The organism is Microbacterium sp. AC035 (assembly GCF_979258485.1).
Window position 1 is genome coordinate 3,498,429 of the sequence record NZ_OZ409858.1, and the last position, 25,492, is coordinate 3,523,920.

At 67.9% G+C, this 25,492-nt stretch carries 17 protein-coding genes; 10 read left to right on the plus strand and 7 right to left on the minus strand.

The genetic code is table 11. From position 1 onward, the window contains the following. The first annotated feature begins 115 nt into the window (after positions 1 to 115). Genes ACZ0AA_RS16850 through rhaS form a run of 4 tightly spaced genes read left to right on the plus strand, consistent with a single transcriptional unit; the run spans position 116 to position 4,827 of the window. Complete coding sequence (locus ACZ0AA_RS16850; RefSeq protein WP_463513634.1) at positions 116 to 1,645, plus strand: sugar ABC transporter ATP-binding protein; 1,530 nt, start codon at positions 116 to 118, stop codon at positions 1,643 to 1,645. After that, positions 1,642 to 2,673, plus strand: coding sequence for an ABC transporter permease (locus ACZ0AA_RS16855; RefSeq protein WP_311244790.1), 1,032 nt, complete (start codon positions 1,642 to 1,644; stop codon positions 2,671 to 2,673). The genes ACZ0AA_RS16850 and ACZ0AA_RS16855 overlap by 4 nt, the downstream gene beginning before the upstream one ends. Further along, positions 2,670 to 3,722 carry an ABC transporter permease gene (locus tag ACZ0AA_RS16860; RefSeq protein ID WP_400862297.1) on the plus strand — a complete coding sequence of 351 codons (1,053 nt, stop codon included), beginning with the start codon at positions 2,670 to 2,672 and terminating at the stop codon, positions 3,720 to 3,722. Before ACZ0AA_RS16855 ends, ACZ0AA_RS16860 begins: the two co-directional genes overlap by 4 nt. Positions 3,723 to 3,777: 55 nt before the next feature. Further along, positions 3,778 to 4,827, plus strand: a complete 1,050-nt coding sequence (gene rhaS / locus ACZ0AA_RS16865) for a rhamnose ABC transporter substrate-binding protein (protein WP_463513635.1) — start codon at positions 3,778 to 3,780, stop codon at positions 4,825 to 4,827. Positions 4,828 to 5,089: 262 nt separating this feature from the next. On the opposite strand, the gene ACZ0AA_RS16870 is transcribed toward rhaS, so the two are convergent. The 3 genes from ACZ0AA_RS16870 to ACZ0AA_RS16880 all read right to left on the minus strand — a co-directional run bounded on the left by ACZ0AA_RS16870 (position 5,090) and on the right by ACZ0AA_RS16880 (position 9,376). Beyond that, positions 5,090 to 6,487 (minus strand): rhamnulokinase, encoded by a 1,398-nt coding sequence (locus tag ACZ0AA_RS16870; protein ID WP_463513636.1) that lies wholly within the window; start codon positions 6,485 to 6,487, stop codon positions 5,090 to 5,092. After that, a complete protein-coding gene (locus tag ACZ0AA_RS16875) occupies positions 6,484 to 8,520 on the minus strand; it encodes a bifunctional aldolase/short-chain dehydrogenase (RefSeq protein WP_463513637.1) in 2,037 nt (678 codons plus the stop codon). Before ACZ0AA_RS16875 ends, ACZ0AA_RS16870 begins: the two co-directional genes overlap by 4 nt. Positions 8,521 to 8,611: 91 nt before the next feature. Further along, positions 8,612 to 9,376 carry a DeoR/GlpR family DNA-binding transcription regulator gene (locus ACZ0AA_RS16880; protein WP_463513638.1) on the minus strand — a complete coding sequence of 255 codons (765 nt, stop codon included), beginning with the start codon at positions 9,374 to 9,376 and terminating at the stop codon, positions 8,612 to 8,614. 77 nt (positions 9,377 to 9,453) lie between these two features. Here ACZ0AA_RS16880 and ACZ0AA_RS16885 point away from each other — a divergent pair, with 77 nt between their 5' ends. The 6 genes from ACZ0AA_RS16885 (at position 9,454) to ACZ0AA_RS16910 (ending at position 16,520) form a co-directional block, all read left to right on the plus strand. Beyond that, positions 9,454 to 10,203, plus strand: a complete 750-nt coding sequence (locus tag ACZ0AA_RS16885) for a DeoR/GlpR family DNA-binding transcription regulator (protein ID WP_463513639.1) — start codon at positions 9,454 to 9,456, stop codon at positions 10,201 to 10,203. Between the two features lie 170 nt (positions 10,204 to 10,373). Further along, on the plus strand, positions 10,374 to 11,897 hold the full coding sequence (locus ACZ0AA_RS16890; protein ID WP_463513640.1) for a sugar ABC transporter ATP-binding protein: 1,524 nt from the start codon (positions 10,374 to 10,376) through the stop codon (positions 11,895 to 11,897). Further along, complete coding sequence (locus ACZ0AA_RS16895) at positions 11,894 to 12,898, plus strand: ABC transporter permease (RefSeq protein ID WP_400862283.1); 1,005 nt, start codon at positions 11,894 to 11,896, stop codon at positions 12,896 to 12,898. The genes ACZ0AA_RS16890 and ACZ0AA_RS16895 overlap by 4 nt, the downstream gene beginning before the upstream one ends. Before the next feature lie 60 nt (positions 12,899 to 12,958). After that, entirely contained in the window at positions 12,959 to 13,957 is a 999-nt protein-coding gene (locus ACZ0AA_RS16900) for a sugar ABC transporter substrate-binding protein (RefSeq protein ID WP_463513641.1), read from the plus strand. A 95-nt stretch (positions 13,958 to 14,052) separates the two neighbouring features. Further along, a complete protein-coding gene (locus tag ACZ0AA_RS16905) occupies positions 14,053 to 15,108 on the plus strand; it encodes a 2-hydroxyacid dehydrogenase (RefSeq protein ID WP_463513642.1) in 1,056 nt (351 codons plus the stop codon). Next, positions 15,105 to 16,520: a xylulokinase gene (locus ACZ0AA_RS16910; protein WP_463513643.1), complete on the plus strand. Its 1,416-nt coding sequence runs from the start codon at positions 15,105 to 15,107 to the stop codon at positions 16,518 to 16,520. Before ACZ0AA_RS16905 ends, ACZ0AA_RS16910 begins: the two co-directional genes overlap by 4 nt. Before the next feature lie 36 nt (positions 16,521 to 16,556). Here the strand turns inward: ACZ0AA_RS16910 and ACZ0AA_RS16915 are convergent, their stop codons facing one another. From ACZ0AA_RS16915 to ACZ0AA_RS16930, 4 genes are all read right to left on the minus strand, one after another. Beyond that, positions 16,557 to 17,387, minus strand: a complete 831-nt coding sequence (locus tag ACZ0AA_RS16915; protein ID WP_463513644.1) for an alpha/beta hydrolase — start codon at positions 17,385 to 17,387, stop codon at positions 16,557 to 16,559. Between the two features lie 76 nt (positions 17,388 to 17,463). Then, complete coding sequence (gene rhaI / locus ACZ0AA_RS16920; protein WP_400862275.1) at positions 17,464 to 18,630, minus strand: L-rhamnose isomerase; 1,167 nt, start codon at positions 18,628 to 18,630, stop codon at positions 17,464 to 17,466. Continuing rightward, positions 18,627 to 19,034 carry an L-rhamnose mutarotase gene (locus tag ACZ0AA_RS16925; RefSeq protein ID WP_463513645.1) on the minus strand — a complete coding sequence of 136 codons (408 nt, stop codon included), beginning with the start codon at positions 19,032 to 19,034 and terminating at the stop codon, positions 18,627 to 18,629. The genes rhaI and ACZ0AA_RS16925 overlap by 4 nt, the downstream gene beginning before the upstream one ends. A gap of 109 nt (positions 19,035 to 19,143) precedes the next feature. Continuing rightward, on the minus strand, positions 19,144 to 25,431 hold the full coding sequence (locus tag ACZ0AA_RS16930; RefSeq protein ID WP_463513646.1) for a rhamnogalacturonan lyase family protein: 6,288 nt from the start codon (positions 25,429 to 25,431) through the stop codon (positions 19,144 to 19,146). Positions 25,432 to 25,492: the final 61 nt, after the last annotated feature.

The window sequence follows — 25,492 nt, forward strand, 5'->3', positions numbered from 1 at the left end:
CGGCATCGGGGGTTGACCTGAGACCGGCATCACATACACTAGCCTGAAACGAGCTTGAATCGATTCAGGTAAAGTTCATTCCGATCATCATCCCCCTCAACGGAGAGGAAAGCCAGTGGTAGACGCAGCCTCCGCCCGCAGCGCTCCCCCCACCGCGCTCGAGCTGCATCGGGTCGTGAAGTCCTTCGGCCCCGTCGTCGCACTCCGCTCCGGCAGCCTGACGCTCCGCCCCCGCTCGATCCACGCCCTCATCGGCGAGAACGGCGCCGGCAAGTCGACGCTCGTGAAGATCATGGCCGGTCTCTATCGCCGTGACTCGGGCGACTTCCGCCTGCACGGCGAGGACGTCGACTTCACCAGCACGGCTCAGTCGAAGGCCGCGGGCATCGCGGTCATCTACCAGGAGCCGACGCTGTTCCCCGACCTCTCGGTCACCGAGAACATCTTCATGGGGCGCCAGCCCACCGGCTTCCTCGGCCGCATCGACCGCAAGGCCATGCGAACCGAGGTCGACCAGATCTTCCGTCGCCTGGGCGTAGCGCTCGACCCCGATCGCATCACCGAGGGGCTGTCGATCGCCGACCAGCAGATCATCGAGATCGCGAAGGCGATCTCGCTCGATGCGAGTGTGCTGATCATGGACGAGCCGACGGCCGCGCTCAGCGGCGTCGAGGTCGACCGTCTGTTCGCGGTCGCCCGGAGCCTCCGCGACGAGGGCCGTGCGATCCTCTTCATCTCGCACCGCTTCGACGAGGTGTTCGACCTGTGCGACACCGTCACCGTCATGCGCGACGGCGCCTACATCGACACCACGGCCATCGCCGAGACGACGGTCGACGATCTCGTGCGCCAGATGGTCGGCCGCGACGTCACCGAGCTGTTCCCCAAGCAGGCGGCCGTCGTCGGCGACCCCCTGCTCGAGGTCGCGGGGCTCACCCGCCCCGGGGTCTTCCACGACATCTCGTTCACCGTTCGAGCGGGCGAGATCGTCGCACTGGCCGGTCTCGTCGGAGCCGGCCGCAGCGAGGTCGCCCGCGCGATCTTCGGCGTCGATCCCTACAGCGAGGGCGAGGTGCGGATGCTCGGCGCTACGGTCGCCCGCCGCAATCCGACCGCCGCGATGCGCAGCGGACTCGCTCTCGTGCCCGAAGACCGCCGAAAACAGGGTCTCGTGATCGATGCGGGTGTCGGAGGCAACATCACGCTCGCGATCCGTCGGCGCCTGTCGAAGTGGGGTCTGATCACCAGCGGCATCGAGAACCGCGCGGCCAAGGAGTGGGCCTCCCGCCTCGAGGTCAAGACGCATGCGCTCGACACCGTGGCATCCACCCTCTCCGGAGGAAACCAGCAGAAGGTCGTGCTGGCCAAGTGGCTGGCCACCGATCCGCGCGTGCTGATCATCGACGAGCCGACCCGAGGCATCGACGTCGGCACGAAGTCCGAGGTGCACCGGCTGCTCTCGCAGCTCGCGGGCGAAGGCCTGGGGATCCTCATGATCTCGTCCGAGCTGCCCGAGGTCCTCGGCATGGCCGACCGCGTGCTCGTGATGCGCGAGGGCCGCATCACCGCCGAGATCTCCCGCGACGACGCCACCAGTGAGAACGTCATGTTCGCCGCCACCCACTCATCGGAGCTGCACTCATGAGCACCACCACCGCACCCGCGGCCGCCGCTCCGGCGATCGCGAAGAAGCCCGGCGGCATCGGCCGTGCACGTGAGTTCGGCATCCTCGCCGCGCTCGTGCTCGTCGTGATCGCCGCCACGGTGAAGAACCCCGCCTTCCTCTTCAGCTCCGACGGCTGGCGCGACCTGCTGCTGACGCCGTCGATCCTCATGCTCGTCGCGGTGGGTCAGGCGATCGTCATCATCACGCGCAACGTCGACCTGTCGGTCGGATCGGTGATGGGCCTGACGGCCTACCTGACCGGACGCCTGTTCGTCGACGTGCCCGGCATCCCGATCGTGGTCGTCGTGATCGCAGCCGTGCTGCTCGGCGCGTTCCTCGGCCTCGTGAACGGCGCGCTGGTCGCGTTCGCGAAGGTGCCGGCCATGGTGATCACCCTCGGCACGCTGTATGCCTACCGCGGCATAAACGTGCTCTGGACCGGCAGCGACCGCATCAACGCCTCCGACATGCCGAAGGGCTTCCTCGCGCTCGGCACGCAGCAGATCCTCTTCATCCCGGTGCTGACGATCATCGCGGTGATCGTGCTCGCGCTCGCCGCCTGGTATCTGCGCAACATCCGCGGCGGTCGTGAGTACTACGCGATCGGATCCGACCCGTCTGCCGCAGAGCTCTACGGTCTCAAGGTCACCCGCCGCGTGCTCTCGGCGTTCGTCCTCTCGGGCGCACTCGCAGGTCTCGCCGGCGTCTTCTACGCCGCCCGCTACGGATCGATCAGTTCTCAGGCGGGCAGCGGCTGGGAGCTGGATGCGGTCGGTGCCGCCGTCATCGGCGGCATCGCGATCACCGGCGGCGTCGGAACGGTCTGGGGCGCGGCCATCGGCGCGATGCTCCTGATGACCATCAACCGCGCCCTGCCCATTCTCGGCATCCCGGACTTCTGGCAGCGTGCCGTCGTCGGTGTGCTCATCATCGGGGCCATCGTGCTCGACCGGGTGCTCGCGGTCAGACAGAGACGCCAGCTCATCGAGGCGAGGGACGAATCATGACCACGACAACGACGACCATGTCGACGCGCGTCATCCGCGACTACGACCGTCCGCTCTGGCGGCGCATCTTCATCAACCGCGAGTTCGCGATCATCGCGCTGCTCGTCCTGGTGACGATCGTCGCGGCTGTCACGATCCGCGGATTCGCCCAGCCGATCACGGCGAACTACCTGCTGCTCGACGTCGCGCCGATCCTGTTGATCGCCCTGCCGATGACGCTCGTCATGATCACCGGGGAGATCGACCTCTCGGTGGGATCCATGGTCGGTCTCGCCAGTGTCGTGACCGGTGTGCTCACCGAATCCGGCGCTCCGTTCGAGGTCGCCGCCCTCGCCGCCCTGCTCGTCGGCGTGGTGGGCGGCGCGTTCAACGGCTTCCTCGTCACGGTGGTCGGCCTCCCGTCGCTCGCGGTCACGATCGGCACGCTCGCGCTCTTCCGCGGTCTCGCGGTCGGCCTGCTCGGCACCACAGCCGTCACCGACTTCCCCGAGACCTGGACCGCTCTCGCGAAGGCGAAGATCGCCGGCACCACGATCCCGTACATCGTGATCCCGTTCCTGATCCTGCTGGTGCTGTTCGCGGTGCTGCTGCACTTCACCCCGTTCGGTCGCGGAGTGTTCGCGATCGGGCTGTCGAAGGATGCCGCACGCTTCTCGGGCGTCAACGTGGAGCGGACGAAGTTCATCCTGTTCGTGCTCTCGGGTGTGGTCGCCGCGTTCGCGGGCATCTTCTACACGCTGCGGTTCGGCAGCGCCCGAGGCGACAACGCCACAGGGCTCGAGCTGCAGGTGATCGCGGCGGTGGTGCTCGGCGGCGTCTCGGTCTTCGGCGGTCGCGGGCACCTGCACGGTGTCGTCGCAGCGGTGCTCCTGATCGGGGTGCTCGGCAGCAGCCTTCGCCTCGCGGGCGTCACCTCCGACGTCATCAACATCATCACCGGCGGTCTGCTGATCTTCTCGGTCGTCGCAGCCAGCGTCCTCGCTTGGGCGCAGCGCGTGCGAGCGAAAGCCGGTCCGCCACTCCGCGTAGCAGCCTCTCCCGCACCATGAGGCAGCCTCACATCGTCGGCACCCGCCAGCGGTGATCATCACGAAAGGAAGAACAATGATGTTTGCACGTAAGAAGATCGGGGGGTTCGCGGCGGTCGCCGTGGCCGCAGCGCTCGTGCTGACCGGCTGCGCCGACACCAGCGGCGGCTCGGGCGGCTCCGGTTCGGGCTCGGGGGAGGGCGGCGGATCGGACAACCTGTCGATCACGTTCCTGCCGAAGAACCTCGGCAACCCGTACTTCGACACCTCGAGCGAGGGCGGCAAGACCGCCGTCGACGAGTTCGGCGGCACGTTCGCCGAGGTCGGGCCGGCCGAGGCCACCCCCGACGCCCAGGTCAGCTACATCAACACCGCGACGCAGCAGGCCGTCGGCGCGCTGGTCGTCTCGGCCAACGACCCGAAGGCGATCTGCGACGCCCTGAACGAGGCGCGTGACGCGGGCGTCAAGGTCGTCACCTTCGACTCCGACACCAACCCCGAGTGCCGCGACCTGTTCATCAACCAGGCCGACTCCGAGGGCATCGCCAAGGTGCAGGTCGACCTGATCGCCGACCAGATCGGCGGAGCCGGCGAGGTCGCGATCCTGTCGGCATCGGCCAACGCGACCAACCAGAACGCCTGGATCGACCTGATGAAGGAGTACGTCGCCAGCGAGTACCCCGACATCACGATCGTCGAGACCGTCTACGGTGACGACGACGACCAGACGTCGTTCGACAAGACCGCAGCCCTTCTGCAGAGCCACCCGAACCTGAAGGGCATCATCTCGCCCACCACGGTCGGCATCGCTGCTGCCGCTCGCTACGTCTCGACCTCGGACTACAAGGGCAAGGTCGCGATCACCGGTCTCGGCACCCCGAACCAGATGCGCGAGTACGTCGAGGACGGCACCGTCACCGCCTTCGCACTCTGGAACCCGGCCGACCTCGGCTACCTGGCGGCATTCGCGTCGAAGGCACTGATCGAGGGCGACATCACCGGCGAAGAGGGCGACACCTTCGAGGCCGGCGAGCTCGGCGAGTACACGGTCGGCGCTGACGGCGTCGTGCTGCTCGGCGACCCGTTCGAGTTCAACGCAGACAACATCGGCGAGTTCGACTTCTGAGTCGAATTCGTGGGGGCGTCGGGGCTTCGGCTCCGGCGCCCTTTTCGTGTGTCGGGATCGTTCCTTCTTCGGCGCCCGACGCGGCCGGCATCCGCATCCGAACGGGGATCCCGCACCGGCATCCCGCACCGGCATTTTGCACCCGCCCCTGCGTCGACGGGTACAGATGCATGCCGAAAAAACGGATGGATGCTGAGAAAGGGTGTTCTCGGCATCCATCCGTGATCCGGGCAGCCGAATGTGCGGCTGCGACGGGTGTGAGTCAGCGCGGGTCGAAGCGCTCCGGCTCGTGCGTGGCGGCGACCAAGGCGCGCAGCTCCTCGAGAGAGGCAGGGGCAGCGCCGAGGGCTCGCGCCTGCACGAGCACGTTGCCGAGGGCGGTCGCTTCGACGGGGCCTGCGAGCACCGGAAGACCGGTGCGATCGGCCGTCGCCTGGCACAGCAGACGGTTCAACGAGCCGCCTCCCACCAGATGGATGCTGTCGAGTTCGCGCCCCGACAGATCGGATGCCGTCTGCACGGCGTCCGCGAAAGCCGTCGCGATCGACTCGACGATCGAGCGGGCGAACGCGGGCCGCGTCGTCGGCGCGGCACCCCCGAGCAGCGCCGCGATGCGTGCGGGCATGTCTCCGGGTGCGCTGAGCGACGAGTCGTTCGCGTCGAAGATCGGCACATCATCGGTGACAGCGGATGCCGCGGCCAGCAGCCCCGGGAGGTCGATCGACGATCCGTCTTCCGCCTCCCACGCGCGCACGGTCTCGCTCAGCAGCCAGAGCCCCGTGACGTTGTGCAGGAAGCGGTAGCGCCGGTCGACGCCGAGCTCATGAGTGAAGTTCGCCTCGCGCGCAGCATCCGTCAGCACCGGCTCGGTCAGCTCGACGCCGACCAGTCCCCAGGTGCCGCACGAGATGTAGGCCGAGTGCGGCGTCGACAGGGGAGCGGCGACGACAGCGGATGCCGTGTCGTGCGAGCCGACCGCGATCACGGGCAGCTCCTTGCCGATGCGCTCGGCCAGCTCTGCGCGGAGTGTGCCGATCGTCTCGCCAGGGTCGACGAGCGAGGGCAGGATGCTCGACGGGATGCCGAGGCGCTCGGCGAGCTCTGCGTCCCACTCGCCCGTCTCGACGCCCAAGAGGCCCGTCGTCGAGGCGTTGGTCCGCTCGGCCACAGCTGTTCCGGTGAGCAGGAACGCGATGAGGTCGGGGATCAGCAGGGCGGTGTCGGCATCGGCGAGGCGGGCGTCGACGCGGTACTGGTAGAGCGTGTTGAACGGCAGGAACTGCAGTCCGTTGCGCCCGTACAGCTCGGCGAACGGAGCCTCGGCGTGCACCTCGTCGACCCCGCGCGCCGTGCGCTCGTCGCGATAGTGGAACGGCTCGGCGAGAAGCTCGCCGTCTTTCAGCAGGCCGTAATCGACGGCCCAGGAGTCGATGCCGATGCTCTCGATGCCCGGCTCCCGGCGCACGGCCTCGGCGAGACCTGCCACCACGTGCTCGTAGAGCGCGCCGAAGTCCCAGTGCAGGCCGTCCTCGCGCTCGACAGGCCCGTTGGGGAACCGCGAGACGAGTTCGAGGTCGAGCCGGCCGTCGCCGATCCGCCCGATCATGACGCGACCGCTGGTCGCCCCGAGGTCGACGGCGGCGACGGACCGGACCGTCATCGCAGGAACGCCGCGGCGACGCCGGAATCGACCGGGATGTGCAGGCCCGTGGTGCGGCTGAGCTCGGGGCCGGTGAGCACGTAGACGGCATCCGCCACGTTCTCGGGAACGACCTCGCGCTTGAGGATCGTGCGGTTGGCGTAGTACTGGCCGAGGTCCTCTTCGGCGACGCCGTAGGTGGCTGCGCGGTTCGCGCCCCAGCCGGAGGCGAAGATGCCCGAGCCGCGCACGACGCCGTCGGGGTTGATGCCGTTGACGCGGATGCCGAACTCGCCGAGCTCGACCGCGAGCAGCCGCACCTGGTGCGCCTGGTCGGCCTTCGTCGCCGAGTAGGCGATGTTGTTCGGGCCGGCGAAGACCGAGTTCTTCGACGAGATGTAGATGATGTCACCGCCGAGCTTCTGGTCGATCAGCACGCGCGCTGCGGCCTTCGACACGAGGAACGAGCCCTTGGCCATGACGTCGTGCTGCAGGTCCCAGTCCTTCTCGGTGGTCTCGAGCAGCGGCTTCGACAGCGAGAGTCCGGCGTTGTTGACGACGAGGTCGACACCACCGAACGCGAGGACTGCGTCGTTCAGCGCGGCCTGGATGGCATCCGCATCCGCGACGTTCGCCGCGACGCCGATCGCGACGTCGGTGTTCCCGAGCTCGGCCGCAGCGGCCTGTGCCTTCTCGAGGTCGAGGTCGGCGATGACGACGCACGCACCCTCGGCAGCGAGACGCGTGGCGATGGCCTTGCCGATGCCGCTGGCGGCTCCGGTGACGAACGCGATGCGACCCTGGTGCGACTTCGGCTTCGGCATGCGCTGCAGCTTCGCCTCCTCCAGCGCCCAGTACTCGATGTTGAACTTCTCGGCGTCCGAGATGGGGGAGTAGGTCGACAGCGCTTCGGCGCCGCGCATCACATTGATCGCGTTGACGTAGAACTCTCCGGCGACGCGGGCGGTCTGCTTGTTCGCACCGTAGGAGAACATCCCGATGCCGGGCACGAGCACGATCAGCGGGTCGGCGCCGCGGATCGCGGGCGACTCGCTGGTGGCGTGGGCGTCGTAGTAGGCCTGGTAGTCGGCGCGGTACTCGGTGTGCAGCTCGTGCAGGCGGGTGATCTGCTCCTCGGCGGACGCCGTGACGGGCAGGTCGAGGATCAGCGGCTTGACCTTGGTGCGCAGGAAGTGGTCGGGGCAGCTGGTGCCGAGGGCTGCGAGTTCGGGGGCGCGATCCGAGGCGAGGAAGTCGAGGACGACGTCGGAGTCGGTGAAGTGGCCGACCATCGGCTTGTCGGTTGACGCGATGCCGCGGATCGTGCCGGCGAGGGCCGCAGCGCGCTCGCGGCGTTCGGCCTCGGGAAGCGCCTCGAAGCCGGCGCGGATGCCGCCGAACGGGTCGGACTTGCCGTTCGCCTCGATGTAGGCGGCTGCGGTGTCGATGATCCACAGAGAGTTGGCCTCGGCCTCCTCCGACGTGTCACCCCACGCCGTGATGCCGTGGCCGCCGAGGATCGTGCCGATCGCCTGCGGGTTCTTCGCCTTGATCGCGGCGATGTCGAGTCCGAGCTGGAAGCCGGGGCGACGCCACGGAACCCATACGACCTTGTCTCCGAAGATCTTCGCCGTCAGCTCTTCGCCGTCGGCCGCGGTGGCGATCGCTATGCCCGAGTCGGGGTGCAGATGGTCGACGTGCGCGGCGTCGACGAGGCCGTGCATCGCGGTGTCGATCGACGGAGCTGCACCGCCCTTGCCGTGCAGGCAGTAGTCGAACGCGGCGACCATCTCGTCTTCGCGGTCAAGACCCGGATAGACGTCGACGAGTGCGCGCATGCGGTCGAGGCGCAGCACGGCGAGCCCCTGCTCCTTGAGCGTCCCCAGGTCTCCACCCGAACCCTTGACCCACATCAGCTCGACGGGCTGACCCGTGACCGGGTCGGTCTCGGTGCCCTTCGCCGACGTGTTGCCGCCGGCGTAGTTGGTGTTCTTCGGGTCGGCGCCCAGGCGGTTCGACCGCTCGATGAGGGCGGCGGCGGTGGGGTTGGTCATGGAGTCTCCCTGACGTCAGAGCACAGTCGGCCGAATGCGGAATGTGATGTCATGTGAAATCTAACATGATGTGACGGCCAAGGGAAGGGTGCTACAGGATCTCCCGATCCCCGACGCGGAATTCGTCGAGAGCTGCGTGCTGAGGGTCGAGTTCGGTGACGAGCACCTGGAAGTCGGTCGAATGCAGTGCCCGTGCGACTGATCGGCGCCCCAGCTTGCTGGAGTCCGTGCACAGGATCACGGTCGATGCGTTCGCCGCCATGGCCTGCTTGGGCTCCGCCTCATCCGGCGACACCTCCGAGGTGCCGTCCTCTGCATCCACGGCATCGGCTGAGGTGAAGAAGACGTCGAAGTAGACCGAGCGCAGACTCTGTCTGGCGACGGGCCCGACGAAGCTCCCTGTGCTCGGTTCTGCGACTCCTCCGGACAGGACAGCGGTCACTCCGTCGACGGGATGCAGGATCTGGAACGTCTCGAAGGAGTTCGTGTACACGGTCAGACCGTTCCGGGGGCCGATCATCGAGGCGAGCATGCTGATCGTGGTTGACGCATCGAGGGCGATCGTGCCCGCCTGCGGCACGAACCGCAGCGCCTTCTCGGCGGCGGAGCGTTTCGCCGATGCGCGGATCGCCCGACGAGCATCGAAGGGGCGGGCTCGCGGCGAGGCGGTGGCGCCGCCGCGAATGCGTCGGATGAGCCCTTCCGCCTCGAGCTCGAGGAGGTCGCGGCGGATCGTCATGCTCGACACCCCGAACAGCTCAGCCGCGGCGTCGATCTGCACTCCCTGAGGCGACCCGGCGAGGCTGACCAACTCCTCTCGTCGGCGCTGTGCATCGAGATTGCCCGTGAGACCCATAAGAGGAATCTATCCGGGCTGCCGCGAATCCCCGTGTTAGATCGTGTGAGATCTTGCCCCTTTCATATACTGAACATGTGAAGTCACTGGCGGCTGAGGAACGGTGGAACTGGCTTCTCGCGCGCCTCAAGGAGTCCAAGGCGATCTCGCTCGCCGATGCGGCGCATTCTTTGGGAGTGAGTGAGATGACCGTGCGCCGCGACTTCACCGCGATGGAGGAGCGCGGAATCGCACGTCGTGTCCGCGGTGGCGCCGTGTACAGCGGCCCGGTCAGCTTTCATGGGCGTGAGCGGTCGCATGCTGAGGAGAAGGCGCTCATCGCCGCGAAGCTGCTTCCGCTCGTGCCCACGAGCGGAGTGATCGCGATGGACTCGTCCACGACGATCAACCGGCTCGCTCAGGAGATCGTCGCCAGCGACGATCTCACGGTCGTGACGAATGGGCTTTCCACGTTCCATGCGCTTCAGGACAAGCCAGGCGTGACCGCGATTCTCACTGGCGGGGCCGCCGATCGGCGGTCGGATTCCCTCATCGGACCGGTCGCGACGGCGTTTCTCGAGAGCATGCGGTTCTCGAGCTTCTTCGCCTCGGCGGCGGCGGTCGATGATCGCGCCTGCTACGAGGACACCCTGGAGGAGGCGGAGCTCAAGCGCGCCTTCGCCCGATCGTCTGCGCACATCGTGATCGGCGTGCATGCCGAGAAGCTCGACGGGACTGCCACGGCGGCCTCCGTGCCCCTCGCCAAGGTGGCTGCCCTCGCCACCGAACTCGATGCGGATTCGCCGGAACTCGCCCTGTACGCACAGGCGGTTCCGACCATCCTCTGACCCGGCGCCCTCCACTCCGACGTCTGGTCGATGTTCTGTCGTGTGATTCTTTTCACACAGAACTTGACAAAAGCTAACTTGATCGAACATTCTGGTTCGAACAGGTCAGCACGAAGGAGTGTGTTCATGGTTACTCGGAGCCCGAATCCGAACCGAACCGTGGTGAGCGGATGAGCGTCGTGGACGAAGCCCTGCCGACACCTTCGGCGATCGACGTCGCGCTGACGGACATCACCAAGCTCTACCCCGGCGTGACTGCCCTCGGTGGTGTGTCGCTCGACCTGCGCGCCGGCGAGGTGCACGCGATCGTCGGCGAGAACGGGGCGGGCAAGTCGACGCTCATCAAGATCCTCGCCGGCGCTGTCGAGCCCAGCGCCGGCTCGATCGTCGTCGACGGCCAGGCGTACGACAAGCTCACCCCCGCCCTCGCGCAGGACCTCGGCATCGCAGTGATCTATCAGGAGTTCACGCTCGTGCCGACATTGAACGCGGCAGAGAACGTGTTCCTCGGGCACTACCTGCTGCGGGGGCCTGTGCTCGATCGCAAGCGCATGAACGCCAAGGCGGAGCAGCTGTTCTCCCGGCTGGGGGTGAAGATCGACCCGCGCGAGCTCGTCGGCGACCTGACCACCGGTTACCAGCAGATCGTCGAGATCGCGAAGGCTCTGTCTCGCAACGCTCGGCTGCTCATCATGGACGAGCCGTCCGCCCCCCTCACGGCCTCCGAGGTCGAGGCGATGTACAAGGTCGTCGACGCGCTGCGCGCCGAGGGCATGACGATCGTGTACATCTCGCACCGTATGGAGGAGATCTTCCGCCTGTCCGATCGGGTATCGGTGTTGCGTGACGGTCAGTACATCGCCACGAAGAACACCTCCGAGACCACGAGGCGCGAGCTCATCAACCTGATGGTCGGCCGCGAGCTGACCGAGGGATACCCGACCAGGGACTTCTCGCCGGGCGAGGTCACCCTGCGGGTCGACGGCGTCAGCGGCAACGGCGTGCGAGGCATCACCTTCGAGGCGCGAGCGGGGGAGATCCTCGGCTTCGCCGGCCTCATCGGCGCGGGGCGGACCCAGCTCATGGAGCTGCTGTTCGGCGCCAAGCGGATCGACGCGGGAGAGGTGACGCTGCACGGACGCTCGGTCGTCTCGCGGTCGCCGATCCAGGCGATCCGCAATCGCATCGCGCTCGTGCCCGAGGATCGCAAGCGACACGGCCTCGTGCTGCCTTTCAGTATCGCCGAGAACATCACACTGCCTCTGCTGAAGAAGCAGCTGTCTCGGGCAACGGTCATCTCGCCGAAGGCCGAGCGCGACCTCACGGCCGAGTACATGACCGACCTCCGCATCAAGGCCCCGAGCGGCGCTGAGATCGTCGGCAACCTCAGCGGAGGAAACCAGCAGAAGGTCGTCCTCGCGAAATGGCTTGCGACCGACCCGGAGGTGCTGATCTTCGACGAGCCGACCCGCGGCATCGACGTCGGAGCGAGGGCTGAGATCTACCTGATCATGAACCGGCTCGCTGCGGCGGGCAAGACGATCCTGATGATCTCGTCCGACATGGAGGAGCTGATCGGCATGTCCGACCGCGTCGTCGTGCTCCGCGAAGGCAACCAGGAGGGGATCCTCCACAAGAACGAGATCACCCAGGAGACCGTGATGGCCCTGGCCGCGCAAGGAGAGCCCGCATGAAAATCGCACTGCCACGGATCAAGGACATCGGCATCGTCCTGGTGCTCGTCGTCCTCATCATCGCATTCAGCCTGATGACCCCGAACTTCCTCGACCCGAGCAACATCTTCAACATCGCGCGGCAGGTCGCGACGCTCGGCATCGTCGCCGTCGGCTTCTCCTTCGTGCTGATCACCGGTGGCATCGACCTGTCGGTCGGCTATCAGATCTCACTCAACGTGGTCGTCACGGGCATGCTCATGGCGCAGGTCGGGCTCCCTTGGTACCTGGCCTGCCTCGCCGCGCTCGCGCTCGGCACGCTGATCGGCGTCATCAACGGTCTCATCATCACGCTCACAGGAGTCGCACCCCTGATCGTGACCCTGTCGATGATGATGATGCTCAACGGACTGAGCTACCTGATCTCCAAAGGTCTGCCGATCTTCGGATTCCCCGCGGAGTTCTCGCTGCTCGGCCAGGGCGCGGTGTTCGGCATCATCCCCGTCTCGCTGTTCTTCCTCATCGCCGTATGGGGTGTGGGCCTCTTCGTCCTCAACAAGACGTACATCGGCCGCTACTTCTATGCGATCGGCAACAACGTCGAGGCGGCCAGACTCTCCGGCGTCAACACCCGCCGCACCCTGATCCTCGTGTACGCCCTGTGCGGCTTCTTCACTGCGATCGGCGCGATCCTGCTCCTCTCGCGACTGAACTCGGCGCAGTCCGCCACGGGCGCCGGCTTCGAGTTCAGCGTGCTGACGGCCTGTGTGCTCGGCGGCATCAGCGTGATGGGTGGGCGCGGTCGGCTCTTCGGGGCGTTCATCGGCGTCCTCATCGTCGGCGTCCTCGACAACGGACTCGTGCTGATCAATGTCAGCGAGTACGTGCAGCTCCTCATCAAGGGAGCCATCCTCCTCATCGCCGTCATCTATGACGCGATGTCGAAGAACTCTCCCGGCCGACGCAAGCAGATCGGCGGCGTGCCGCTCACCGTGCCGACCGTCCCGGCATCCACCTCCTGACACCCCTCCGGCGGTCGTTTCAAAGACGGACGACCGCACCCGACACAGTAAGGAACCATCATGAAGAAGTTCGGCAAGATCGCCGCAGTCGCCGGCGTCGTCGCTGCACTGCTGCTCTCCGGCTGCACCGCCGTCTCTCCGAGCGGACCGGGCGGTGGCGGAGATGCCTCGGCCGGTGGCGATCAGAGCGTCGGCATCACGTTCTCCGACCTGAGCAACCCCGTCTGGGCGGAGCTCGTGCAGGAGGCGGAGTCGTACGGCGCTGAAGAGGGCCTCAGCGTCACGTACGTGGACGCGCGCAACGATGCCGCCGCCCAGGTGACCCAGATCGAGAACTTCATCCAGCAGGGCGTCTCGACGATCATCATCTGCGCCGTCGACGCGAACGCGCTGGTCGACGTCACCAAGAAGGCCCAGGACGCCGGCATCAAGGTCGTCGGCTACACGCAGGTCCTCGAGAACTACGACGCGCAGTACCTGGTCGACGCCTACAACACCGGCTACGCCAACGGCGAGGCGGCTGCCGCCTGGATCAACGACAACTTCGACGCGGACGAGACCGTGCAGTGGGCGCTGATGGACCTGCCGCGCTTCCCCGAGATCATCGACCGCGCGAACGGCATCAAGGAGGCCATCGCCGAGCTGGCTCCGAACGCCGAGCTCGTCGGCACCGCGCCCGCACTCACTGCAGAGGACGGCGTCGCCAATGCGGAGAACTTCCTCCAGGCGAACCCCGACCTCAAGGTGATCGCCACGATCGGCGGCGGCGGCGCAGTCGGCGGCAACGAGGGCGTGAAGTCCGCCGGTGTCACCGACTACGACTCGTTCGGGCTCTTCGGCATCGATGCTACCGAGAACGAGATCCAGAACATCATCAACGGCGACCCGCAGAAGACGTCGATCAGCCTCGGCGGCGGAAAGGCCCACGGTCGTGCCCTGATCGACATCACCCTCGACCTGCTCGCGGGTGAGGACGTGGAGAAGGACCAGTACATGCCCATCGAGGTCATCGACAGCTCCAACGCCCAGGACTACTTCGACGAGATCTACGGCGGCTGACGCCCCGGTGGCCACCCGTGAGCGCGGGTGGCCACTCTGTAGTCCCTCCCCTGAATGTCGCGGCTCGACCGCGACGGAAAAGGACCAGCACCATCATGATCCGAGTGCTCGCCGCCGGTGACCGCTTCATCCGTTCCTCCCTGTTCCGGGAGGAGCTCGAGCGAGCGCTGCCCGAGGGCATCGACATCGTCGAGACCGAGTTCGGCTGGCCCGACGTCCCGTTCGGACGCGTGGGTGAGGTCGACGAGGCGTCAGGGTCTGAGGACGAGCTCATCGACTCGCTGCAGGGCTCGACGGCAATCGTCACCCAGCTCGCGCCCCTGACCGAAAGGGTGATGGATGCCGTGCCCGAGCTGCGGTTCATCGGCGTCTCGCGCGGAGGGCCCACCAACGTCAACATCGAGGCGGCCCGCGATCGTGGCATCCAGGTCGCCAACGTGCCGGGCCGCAACGGCGTCGCCACCGCGGAGATGACGATCGGGCTGGCGCTCGCCCTGATGCGTCGCATACCCCTGGCGCAGGCGAGCATGATGGCGTCGAACTGGCGCGGCGACCTGTATCGCTCCGACGCCGTGGGTCGTGAGGTCGCGGGCTCTGTGATCGGCCTCCTCGGAGCGGGTGCCGTCGGCTCGCACGTCGCGCGGACCTTCGCCGCGATGGGCGCGCGGGTGCTGGTGTTCGACCCCTATCTCCCCTCCGGGCGACTCGCGGACGGCATCGAGCAGGTGTCGACCTCCGACGAGGTCTTCCGTCGCAGTGACCTCGTGTCGGTGCACGCCCGACTGACGCCCGAGACCGCGCACATGGTGAACGGCGATACGCTCGCACTCATGAAGCCGGGTGCCCTGCTCGTCAACGCCGCGCGCGGCGGTCTGGTCGACTACGACGCCGTCGCCGCTTCGATCGAGAGCGGAGGTCTCGGCGGCGCTGCGTTCGACGTGTATCCCGAGGAGCCGGTCGACTTCGGCCATGCACTGTTCCGCCTTGCGAAGGACGGCCGCGACGTCGTCGTCACGCCGCACATCGCCGGTGCGAGCCAGGAGACTGCGGTGCGGGCGGCGCGCGGAGTCGCAGAGGAGCTGCGTCGGTTCCTGCACGGGGAGCCGGCGATGAACCCGCTCACCGACGGTGCCCGGGCGGCGCTGCTGTGACGGCCGCGCTTCTGGGGATCGATGCCGGCACCAGCTCCGTCAAGGTCGTCGCCATCGATCTCGAGGGGCGGAGGGTCGCCGACCACTCGGTCGCGTACCCCACGAAGACAGACGGGGCGAGCGCCGAGCAGGACGCGAGCCAGTGGTGGACCGCCCTGCGGGCAGCGCTCGCCGCGGTGATCCCCGGGCTCGAGGTGCTCGCCGTCGCCGTGACCTCTCAGGCGCCGACCTTCGTTCCCGTCGATGCGAGCGGCGACGCCACGGGCCCAGCGCTCACTTGGCTCGACCGGCGGGCGGCATCGGAGGCCCGCACCATCGGCGAGCTCGTGCCGCACTCGCGTAACGGCGCTGACCCGTTCTTCGGAACGGCCAAGCTGCTCTGGCTGACGCAGCACCGCGCCGAATCCCTGGACGCCGCGGCCGCCGTGCTCTCGACCAATGGCTACCTGGTGCGCAGGCTGACGGGAGTCAGTGCGCTCGACGACACCACCGCATCGTTGATGCAGGGGTTCAACGACGAGGTCGGCGACTTCCCCGATCGGCTTCGCGATGCGGTGCCCGCTCTCTCGCTGCTCGCGCCGCTGGTGCGGTCAACCGACGTGGTCGGAGTGGTGACTCTCGTTGCATCGTCCGATACAGGGCTTCCCGCCGGCACGCCGGTGGTCGCCGGCGGCATCGATGCGATCGGATCAGCGCTCGAGGCCGGAGTGCTCACGGCGGGTGATCCGCTCGTCGACATGACCGGCTTCTCGAGTGTCACGATGCTCGCGGTCCCTCGCGGAGCAGCCGTCGTCGGCTTCATCCACTCCCGGCATTGCGTGCCGGACGTCGACTTGCTGATCACGGCTCAGGTGACTGCCGGCGCGACGATCGACTGGGTCAACGGGCTCGATTCGTCCGCAGATCTCCGTTCGGCAGAGCGCATCCTCTCCAAGCACCGACCCGGTCGGGTGACGATGGTGCCGAGTCTTGCCGGCGAGCGCACTCCCACCTGGAATGCCGACGCGCGCGGCCTCATCGCCGGTGTCGATCTCACGACAGACGGCACCGACCTCATGCTCGCGGCGATGGAAGGGAACGCTCTGTCTCTGGCCCGCGATATCGACGCGATGAGAGCCGCCGGCTATGCGATCGATGAGCTGATCAGCACGGGAGGCGGGGCCTCGTCGGACGCCTGGCTGCAGATCAAGTCCGATGTGCTCGGCATCCCTGTCTATCGACCGGCCAGTGGGCATGGTGCAGCACAGGGAGCGGCCATGCTCGCCGGCGTCGCCACGGGCCGTCTCGCCTCGTTCGAGTCGACGCGAAGCATCGCGCACGCCGTCGAGGCCGAGTTCCGACCCGATGCCCGTCGCCACGACGCCTACGCGGCCAGGCGAGCGCGCTTCGATGAGCTCGTGGCGGTCAGCTGAACCGCGAGCGGGCGACCGGCCGCAGCGACGAGCCGTTCAGAGAGCGAGGATGCGTGCGGCGAAGCGGTCGATCGATGCTGCCGCTGCCGCGAGTTCGGGCTGATTGAGGTGGCCGTGGCGGGTGCCCGGCTCGGTCGAGATGTCGAGGTCGACGCCGGCGTCGCGCAGCGAGGCGCCGAACGCCTCGCCCGAGACGCGCAGCTCGTCGACCTCGCCGTTGATCATGATCGTGGCGGGGAAGTGCGACAGCTGGGCGACGGATGCCGTGCCGGGCACGGCGTAGATGTCGCCGCTTTCGGCCGGCCCGCCGAGGTAGTTCTCGTACATCCCGCGCACCGGCTCCGGGCCGAACACGTCGGCGTCAGGGTTCGCGTCGAGAGCTGAGCGCAGCGTGGCATCCGGCGTGCCCTGCACGGCGTGCAGCGTCGGGTACGCGAGCACGGCGAGTGCGGGTGCCGGACCCGTGCCGTGGCTGAGGCGAAGAGCCACCCCCGTGGCGAGGTTGCCGCCGGCGCTCGCTCCGCCGATCGACCAGGGGCCTCGGGCAAGATCCGACTCCGTGGCCCAGCGGAACGCGGCCTCGACCTCGTCGGACGCGACGGGATAGTGCACGCCGTCTCGCTCGGGGGCTCCCGACGCTGCGGGCCAGGTGCGCGGGAACGGAGCGAGCGCGTAATCCACCGACACCACGACGATGCCGCGGTCTGCGAATCTCTGCGCGACCCAGTCTGCCTCGGGCATCTCGAGCTCGCCGGCCGCGAAGCCGCCTCCGTGCACCCAGACGAGGCCGGGCCCTGCGGGGGAGGTCGGCGCGTACACCCGCACGCGCAGCGGCCCATGCGGGCCGTCGAGCACCTCGTCGCTCACAGCGTCATCCGTTCTGTCGGTGGGACGTCGGGATGCGGGGATCGGCTCCCGCATCCCGACGGGTCGGGGTGCGGGCTCAGGCGCCCCAGCCGGCTTGCACGCCGCCGACGCGGTCGGCGGCGATCTGCTGCTGGTAGCCCGACTCGGCGTAGGCCGCCATCGGGTCGGCGGGGAGGCCGCGCGACTCGCGCCATTCGGCGAGAGCCGGACGCACGTCGGTGTAGAACGCATCCATGAAGACGGCGTTCGCTGCCAGAACGTCGCCGGACTTCTGCGCGGCGGACAGTGCCTCGCGGTCGACGATCAGCGCGCGGGCCGTCATCTCCTGCACGTTCAGCACCGAGCGGATCTGGCCGGGGATCTTGTCTTCGACGTTGTGGCACTGGTCGAGCATGAAGGCCACGTCGGGGTTGTTCAGGCCGCCGCCGCGGACGACCTCGAACAGGATGCGGAACAGCTGGAACGGGTCGGCCGCGCCGACGATGAGGTCGTCATCGGCGTAGAAGCGCGAATTGAAGTCGAACGAGCCGAGCTTGCCGAGGCGCAGCAGCTGCATGACGATGAACTCGATGTTCGTGCCGGGGGCGTGGTGGCCGGTGTCGAGGCACACCATCGCCTTGTCGCCGAGGGAGGAGACCTGAGCGTACGACGTACCCCAGTCGGGAACATCGGTGTGGTAGAACGCCGGCTCGAAGAACTTGTACTCGAGCACGAGTCGCTGGTCGTCGCCGAGCCGTGCGTAGATCTGCTGCAGCGACTCCTGCAGGCGGTCCTGCCGGCCGCGCAGGTCGGCCTGGCCGGGGTAGTTCGAGCCCTCGGCAAGCCAGATCTTCAGGTCGCGGCTGCCCGTGGCATCCATCACGTCGATGCAGGCGAGGTGGTGGTCGATCGCCTTCTGGCGGATCGTGGGGTCTTCATGGGTCAGGGCGCCGAATTTGTAGTCGTCGTCCTGGAAGGTGTTGGAGTTGACCGTGCCGAGGGTCACGCCGAGGTCTTCGGCATGCTTGCGCAGATCGGAGAACGAGTCGACGAGGTCCCACGGGATGTGCAGGGCGACGGACGGGGCGAGCGCGGTGTACTTGTTGACCTGCGCGGCATCCGCGATCTTCTCCCACGGGTCGCGCGGGGTGCCAGGCGTGCCGAACACCTTGAAGCGGGTGCCGGAGTTGCCGAACGCCCAGCTGGGGAGCTCGATGCCCTGCTGCTCGAGAGCTGCGAGGTTGTCGGACGAGAGGATGCTCATGAGGCGCTGCCTTCGGTGTCGTTGCGGTTGTCGGTGTCGTGGTGATCGATGTCGGATGCTGCGGAGCTGCCGGCGTCGGCGAGCTGGTCTTCGAGGTTGAACACCTCGGTGAGCGCGGTGGCGGCCTGGTCGGGGCGCCCGTCGAGATCGACGAAGAAGCGGCCCATCTCGGCCTCCCAGCGCGCGGCGACGGGGGAGGCGGCGAGGTAGGCCTGCGCCGCGGCATCGTCATCGGTCTCGTAGTAGCCGACGAGCGTGCCACCGTCGGCCAGGAACAGCGAGTAGTTGCGGCGGCCGGCGGCCGCGATCTCAGCCAGCATCTCGGGCCACACGGGCGAGTGACGGGCGAGGTATTCGTCGAGCAGTTCAGGACGCACCTGCAACTGGAACGCGACGCGGGTCATGGTTGTTCTCTCTTCATCGAGGTTTTGAATCGTTTCATTCAATGTCCCAACACTAGCATGGCCGGTCGCTCTGTCAAGCGACCGGCCATGCCTCGGCTGGATCGCCGGATCACCTCACCGTCACAGTCACACTCCTCGAGGCGGTCGTGCCCGCAGCGTTCGAGAACTCGGCGACATAGGCGTATGTGCCGGGCGCGCGACCGGTGATCGCCGTCTTCGCGCGCTGCGGCGAGGGGGAGGCAGTCACCAGCGCCTGGGTGTCGATCAGAGCGCCGTTCTCGTAGAGCCGGTACTCGGTGCCGTTCGTGCCCCACCAGAGATCGGTGGTCACGGTGTAGCTGCCGTCGCGATCCCAGTTGTCGTGGCTGACCACGGGCACCCCGGGGGCGGCGTCCTTGACCTTGACAGTGACGGATGTCGTCGACGTCGTGCCCTTCGCGTTGACCAGCTCGCCCGTGTACACATATGTGCCGTTGGGGCGGCCGCTCACCGAGACCGTGGTGAGCTGGGCTTCAGGCGAGTCGGCATCGAGCAGCTTCGTCGCGATGAGCGTGCCGTTCTCGAAGAGCCGGAACACCGAGCCGTTCACGCCGTGCCAGAGGTTCATCGACACGGTGAACGCACCGTCATGCAGACCGGTGTCCCACCCGGAGTCGGTCGACAGCGTGCCCCGTGCGGGCTTCGCCGTCGGGCGCTCGTCGTCGTAGACCAGGATCTGAGCCTCCGCACGGGTGACCAGGCCGTCGTGGTTGACCGCGTTCACCGTGACCGTGTGGGGTCCGACGAGGTCGGCCAGGTCGATCGTCTGGCCCGGTGCGACGGGGTCTCCGTCGAAGGCGACGTCGAGTGTCCGCACCCCCGACTCGGGATCGGCGGCCGTCACGTCCACGGTGAAGGTCGACGTGCTGGCGAACAGGGTGCCGTCGGCAGGCATCCCCGACACCACGGGAGCCGTCTGGTCGACTGCCCCAGACGGGTCGCCGGTGACCGCGATGCGCGGAGCCGGCGGCTGCTCCATGCCGTCGCCGAGGAAGAAGCTCGTCTGCGGCGGCTGGTTGTATCCGGTGTTCTGCCACGCGACCGAGAGTCGATACACGGGATCGTGCATCAGGGTCCGCAGGCGCAGATCCGTCTCGTCGGTGGTCGAGTAGATCCGCAACTCGGTCGAGTCGTCGGAGCGCCAGGCGATCTCCTCGCGCCAGTCGCCGAAGAGGTCCGCCTGCAGGTTCGGCGTGCCCTTGGTGCTGTTGTTGGAGAGCGCACCCTCGGCCTTCAGGATCACGTCGCTGGACTCGGTCTCCCAATTCCACTTCGACACCGTCGGCACGCCCGTGGACGTCTCGGCGTTCCAGTCGTGGTCGACGATCTCCCGCAGCGGGTCACCGTCGAACCAGGCGAGGAAGTTCGCCGCAGGGATGCGCTCGCCGATGAGCTCGCCCGTGGACGACCTCAGCTGGCCGACGGGGGAGTTCCACGCGGCATCACCGCCGATCGCCCAGCCTTCGGCGCCCTCATGCCGCGGGTCGATGTCGCCGGAGGCGGCACGACCGGTGTCCTTGGCCGCGGGAACGGACCACAGGACCTCACCCGTACGCGCGTCGCGCATCGTCGCCCCGACGTTGCCCGAGGCGTTCATCTCCTCGTGTGCGGCGAACACCTCGAGGCCGGGGTTCGAGGGCACGAGGTCCGAGACGTGGATCGCGTCGCCGTGGCCGAGGCCGGTCGAGTACAGGAGTGTGCCGTCGTCGTCGACCGTGGCCGATCCGTAGACGATCTCGTCCTTCTGATCGCCGTCGACGTCGGCGACCGACAGGTTGTGGTTGCCCATTCCGTAGAAGCCCTCGTTGCCCGGGTCGTTCGAGTCGAGCACCCAGCGCTGAGTGAGCGTCGTGCCGTCGAAGTCGTACGCCGCCATCACGGCCCGGGTGTAGTACCCGCGACTGAAGATCGCACTGGGGTGCTCGCCGTCGAGGTAGGCGGTCGCCGCCAGGAACCGGTCGACCCGGTTGCCGTAGGCGTCGCCCCACGAGCCGACATCGCCTCGGGCCGGCACGTAGTCCACGGTGTCGACCGCAGCCCCCGTCAGTCCGTTGAAGACGCTGAGGTACTCGGGGCCGGTCAGCACGTAGCCCGTGCTGTTGCGGTGGTCGGCGCTGGCGTTGCCGATGGGCTGCCCCGCGCCGTCGATCGTGCCGTCGGCGGTCTTCATCATCACCTCGGCGCGGCCGTCGCCGTCGTAGTCGAACACCTGGAACTGCGTGTAGTGCGCGCCTGCCCGGATGTTCACGCCCAGATCGATGCGCCACAGGCGCGTGCCGTCGATACGGTAGGCGTCGAGGTACACGTTGCCCGTGTAGCCCGACTGCGAGTTGTCCTTCGAGTTCGAGGGGTCCCATTTGACGAGGATCTCGTACTGCCCGTCGCCGTCGAGATCGCCCACGCTCGCATCGTTGGCGCGGTAGGAGTACGGCTGGCCGTCCTTCGTGTACGCGTCGGCAGGCTTGTCGAGCGGGATCGAGAGGTGGTCGCCGTCCTGCACTCCGAACTCGTCGGTCACCGTGACCTCGCGATCATCGAGGAGGCTGGTGACGAAGTACGTCGAGTCGCCCGCACCGTCGGCGTCGAGGAGGTTGGTCGAGTCGGTGATCGGCTCGTCCGTGATGCGGGTGCCGTCGCGATAGACGTGGAAGGCGATCGCATCCGGGTCGGTGCCGAGCATGCGCCAGCTGACCAGGACTCCGTCGTCCGTCTGCACCGCTGCGGGCGCACGGTCGAGGTACTCGGCCTGCCGCTGCAGCACGGTGGCCGCCTCCGTGCTCAGCTGCGCGGAGTCGGGCCCCGCACCACCGGCATTCACCGCGACAGCGGTGTAGTGGTACGGGATGGTGGTCAGCACGGCCGTGTCGACGAAGCGGTTCGAGCTGGCGAAGCCGGCGAGTTCACCGCGCTCACCCTCGATCTCGGATCGGAAGACCATCGTGTACACGGCGGTGCTCGGCTGCGCCCACGAGATCTCGACCTCGCGCTTCTCGAGCCGGTCGACTGCGAGTGCGGTGGGGGCCGACGGAGCGTCGACAGCCGGGTCCACCAGTGACACGTCGACGGATGTCGAGGGCACCGACTCGAGTCCGGTCTGGTCGACAGCAGTGACGTGATAGGCGTAATCGAGCCCCAGGCGGGCGCCGGCATCGACGAACGAGGCCGTCGCCGTCTCGCCGATCAGGGTCGACGACTTCTCGAACGCCGAGGTGCGATACACCTTCCAGGTCATCCCCGGCTCGGCGGTCCAGGTGAGAGAGACGGTCGGCGCAGCAGGATCCGCGTTCACGTCGGTCACCTCGAGGCCGGCCGGGCCGAGCAGGATCGGAGTCACCTCGATGCCGTTGAGGCGTGTTCCTGCGGCGGCTCCGTGCACCCGCACGGTGAGCTGACCGTCGGTGACGAGCACAGGGCCGCGGACCGACGCGTTCACGGATCCGGATCCGGCATTGCCCGTTCCGAAGGCCTGGCCCTCGATGTCGAAGTTCGTCCGGGTGGAGCCGATCCAGTCGCCCGAGTAGGTCTTGACCGAGTAGGTGCCATTGGGCACGTCCAGCAGGAACTCGCTCGAGTCGCCCGGGAGCACGAAGTCGCGCTCGAGGTCGCTCGCTCCACCCGCGGTGCCGCGGTCGCGCCCGGCGTTCGCCGCCAGGGGGGCCGCGAAGCCGAATCCGGCGTCAGCCGTGTATCCGTCGTCCGGGTTCACCTCGGTGTAGCCCGGCATCACGACCCCGCCGGTGAGCTGGAAGTCGAACTTCCACTTCGCCTGCTTGGTCGAGAAGCTCACGGTGTTCGACGCGTCCGAGACGCCCCGGCCGTTCACCGCGAACACGCGGTAGCGGTATCCCGCGCCCTCGGCGAGGCCCTGCACGATGGCGCTCGTCTGCGTGGTCGTCGTCACCAGCGACCAGACCTGCTCCGGGTCGGCGGTCGCCTGGCGTTCGATGCGATAGATGTCGGCTCCCGAAGACGCGTTCCACTGCAGCACCGCGCCGGCATTCGAGATGGAGCCGGCCACGAGATTCGCGGGCGCGACCGGCACCGAGGCTGGCGGCTCGACGTCGACGACCTTCGCGGCGAGGGGATCGTCGAGGGCGGCGACGTCCTGGGCGATCAGACGAGCCATCTGGATCGCGCCGTAGTCCTGGAAATGCGTGTCGTCCTGGGTGCCGGACGGGCGCCCGGGGAAGATGCCAGGATCAACCCAGAGGAACACCGACTTCGCGGCCTCGGGGCCGATCTCGTCGAGGTAGGCACGGCTCGATGCCGACAGATCGACGAGCGCGACTCCTTCCTCCTGCGCGAGCTCGATCATCTTCGCCACGTATTCGGGGAAGCTCACGTTGGCGGCGCCCGTCGTGGCGTCGAAGCTGCGGCGCGAGACGGGGGTGACGAGCACGGGGGTGGCGCCGCGCTGGCGCGCTCCGTGCACGTAGCTGCGCAGATACTCCTTGTAGTCGGCGGGAGACGCGTAGCGATCGTCGACGCCCTGAGTCGCGTCGTTGTGGCCGAACTGCACGAACAGGTAGTCGCCGGGACGGATTCCGCGGAGGATCTCGTCGAGACGGCCCTGCGTGATGAAGTTCTTCGAGGACCGTCCGCCGATCGCATGGTTCGCGAACGCGACGTCGTCGGCGAAGAAGCGGTCGATCATCTGCCCCCACCCGGCCTGCGGTGCGAACGTGTCGGTGTAGGTCTGGACGGTCGAGTCGCCGGCGAGGTACACCGTCGGCAGCGCTCCGGGCGCGCGGCTCGTCTGGCGCGTGATGGTGAGTGCGTCGAGTGCGGCCGCCGAGCCGCCCACCTGCAGGGTCAGACGACCATCGATGAGGGCGATCGGGAAGGCCATCTCGAGGTACTCCCCGGCGGGCTTCGTGGTCGTCTGCACCTTGGCGATGCCCTCCGCGGTGATCGCGATCTCGCTCGCGGCACTCCGGTCACCCGCGATGACGCTGACGATGTAGTCGCCTGCTCCGAGCTGCACCTCGAAGGTGCCGCCCTGGGCTGCGACGTGGTCTCCGCGCAGCGGATCGTCGCCACCGCGATCGACATCGGGTTCTGCAGAGACCGGAGCCGTGCTGAAGCCGTATCCCCATTCGTCGGAGAACCCGACGGCCGAGGTGACGCCGACGGCGCCGTCGGCGAGGGCGCCGGGGCCGAAGTCGAAGACGATCCTGTCGCCGGTGGGCAGGGGAGCGGGCGCCGCGTAGACCGCGGAGTCGACGGCGACGGATGCATCGGAGGTGCCTGCCGCGTTGCGTGCCGTCACCCGGTACGTCCACGTCTCGGACGTGTCGACGGTGTCGGTGAATGCAGGTGCGGACACGGTGGCGACGGCGGAGAAGAGTCCGTCGGTCCCGGCGCGCTCGACGGCGTACTCGTCGGCGTTGGGCGTCGCGGTCCAGGTCAGCGCGACGGCATCCTTCGTCACCTGCGCGACCGCGAGTCCTTCAGGGGTCGCCGGCACGGCGAGCGCCGGGACGGCGCCGCTGCGCACCTCGGCGGTGCGGGCGGACACGAGCCCATAGGAGTTGACGGCCTCGACCACGTAGGCGAAGGTGTCGCCCTCGGCGACGGCGGTGTCGGAGAACGTCGTCGTCTCGATCTCGGCGATCCGGCTGAACTCGCCGACAGCATCGCCATCGACGTCGGCTCGCAGCACGCGGTAGGCCGTGGCGCCATCGGAGGGCGTCCACGCCAGGTCGACCGTGTTCCAGGCGACCTTGGCGACAGCGAGGTCGGCGGGCACCGCAGGGAGCACCGGGGCGACGACGAGTCCGTTGACGTAGGCCCCGAGGCCGCTCCCCGTGAAGCCCACGGTCAGCTGACCGTCTTCGACCTTCGTGCGGAACGTCTCGGTGGTCGAGCCGCCCTTGGGCGACAGCAGTCGCGTCTGCGCGACCCCCTCGAGCGTGAGCGTCGCGTTCGTGCTCGACGCCGTCGTCAGCGCATCGCCGATGGTCACGGTCACGTCGTACTCGCCGGCGGGGACGCTGTCGAGCAGGAAGCCCCAGGAGGTCCCCGCGACGAAGTCCTCGGCCACCGGATCCGCCGGAGTGCGGTTGCCGGTGCGGTCACGGGCGAACAGTGCGACGCCGTCGGGCACCGTCACTCCCCATCCCGATGCGGCCGTGTAGAGCGAGGTCGCGAGCACCGGCTCGTATCCCTCGGCGACCGGGCTCGTGGCCGTGCCGAAGTCGAAGCGCCAGGCGCCATCGGCGGCCGGTTCGAGCGCGGCCGCCGCCGGGACGGCGGTCATGGTCGCCCCGATCACGGCGGCGATCGTGGCGGCGGCGAACCCTGCGCGCAGGCGCGGGAACGAACGGGACTTTCGTGCAGAACGGGTGGAATGCTCCACGGTTCCTCCTTGGACATCACTGGCTAAGGGGTACGACTGAGAGACCCGCGTCGGTGCGGAT

Bases quoted from the DNA above. Each gene is read 5' to 3' on its own strand.
- ACZ0AA_RS16905 (WP_463513642.1), top strand. From the start codon at position 14,053: ATGATCCGAGTGCTCGCCGCCGGTGACCGCTTCATCCGTTCCTCCCTG.
- ACZ0AA_RS16900 (WP_463513641.1), top strand. From the start codon at position 12,959: ATGAAGAAGTTCGGCAAGATCGCCGCAGTCGCCGGCGTCGTCGCTGCA.
- rhaI (WP_400862275.1), bottom strand. From the start codon at position 18,630: ATGAGCATCCTCTCGTCCGACAACCTCGCAGCTCTCGAGCAGCAGGGC.
- rhaS (WP_463513635.1), top strand. From the start codon at position 3,778: ATGATGTTTGCACGTAAGAAGATCGGGGGGTTCGCGGCGGTCGCCGTG.
- ACZ0AA_RS16890 (WP_463513640.1), top strand. From the start codon at position 10,374: ATGAGCGTCGTGGACGAAGCCCTGCCGACACCTTCGGCGATCGACGTC.
- ACZ0AA_RS16880 (WP_463513638.1), bottom strand. From the start codon at position 9,376: ATGGGTCTCACGGGCAATCTCGATGCACAGCGCCGACGAGAGGAGTTG.
- ACZ0AA_RS16925 (WP_463513645.1), bottom strand. From the start codon at position 19,034: ATGACCCGCGTCGCGTTCCAGTTGCAGGTGCGTCCTGAACTGCTCGAC.
- ACZ0AA_RS16860 (WP_400862297.1), top strand. From the start codon at position 2,670: ATGACCACGACAACGACGACCATGTCGACGCGCGTCATCCGCGACTAC.
- ACZ0AA_RS16875 (WP_463513637.1), bottom strand. From the start codon at position 8,520: ATGACCAACCCCACCGCCGCCGCCCTCATCGAGCGGTCGAACCGCCTG.
- ACZ0AA_RS16855 (WP_311244790.1), top strand. From the start codon at position 1,642: ATGAGCACCACCACCGCACCCGCGGCCGCCGCTCCGGCGATCGCGAAG.
- ACZ0AA_RS16895 (WP_400862283.1), top strand. From the start codon at position 11,894: ATGAAAATCGCACTGCCACGGATCAAGGACATCGGCATCGTCCTGGTG.
- ACZ0AA_RS16870 (WP_463513636.1), bottom strand. From the start codon at position 6,487: ATGACGGTCCGGTCCGTCGCCGCCGTCGACCTCGGGGCGACCAGCGGT.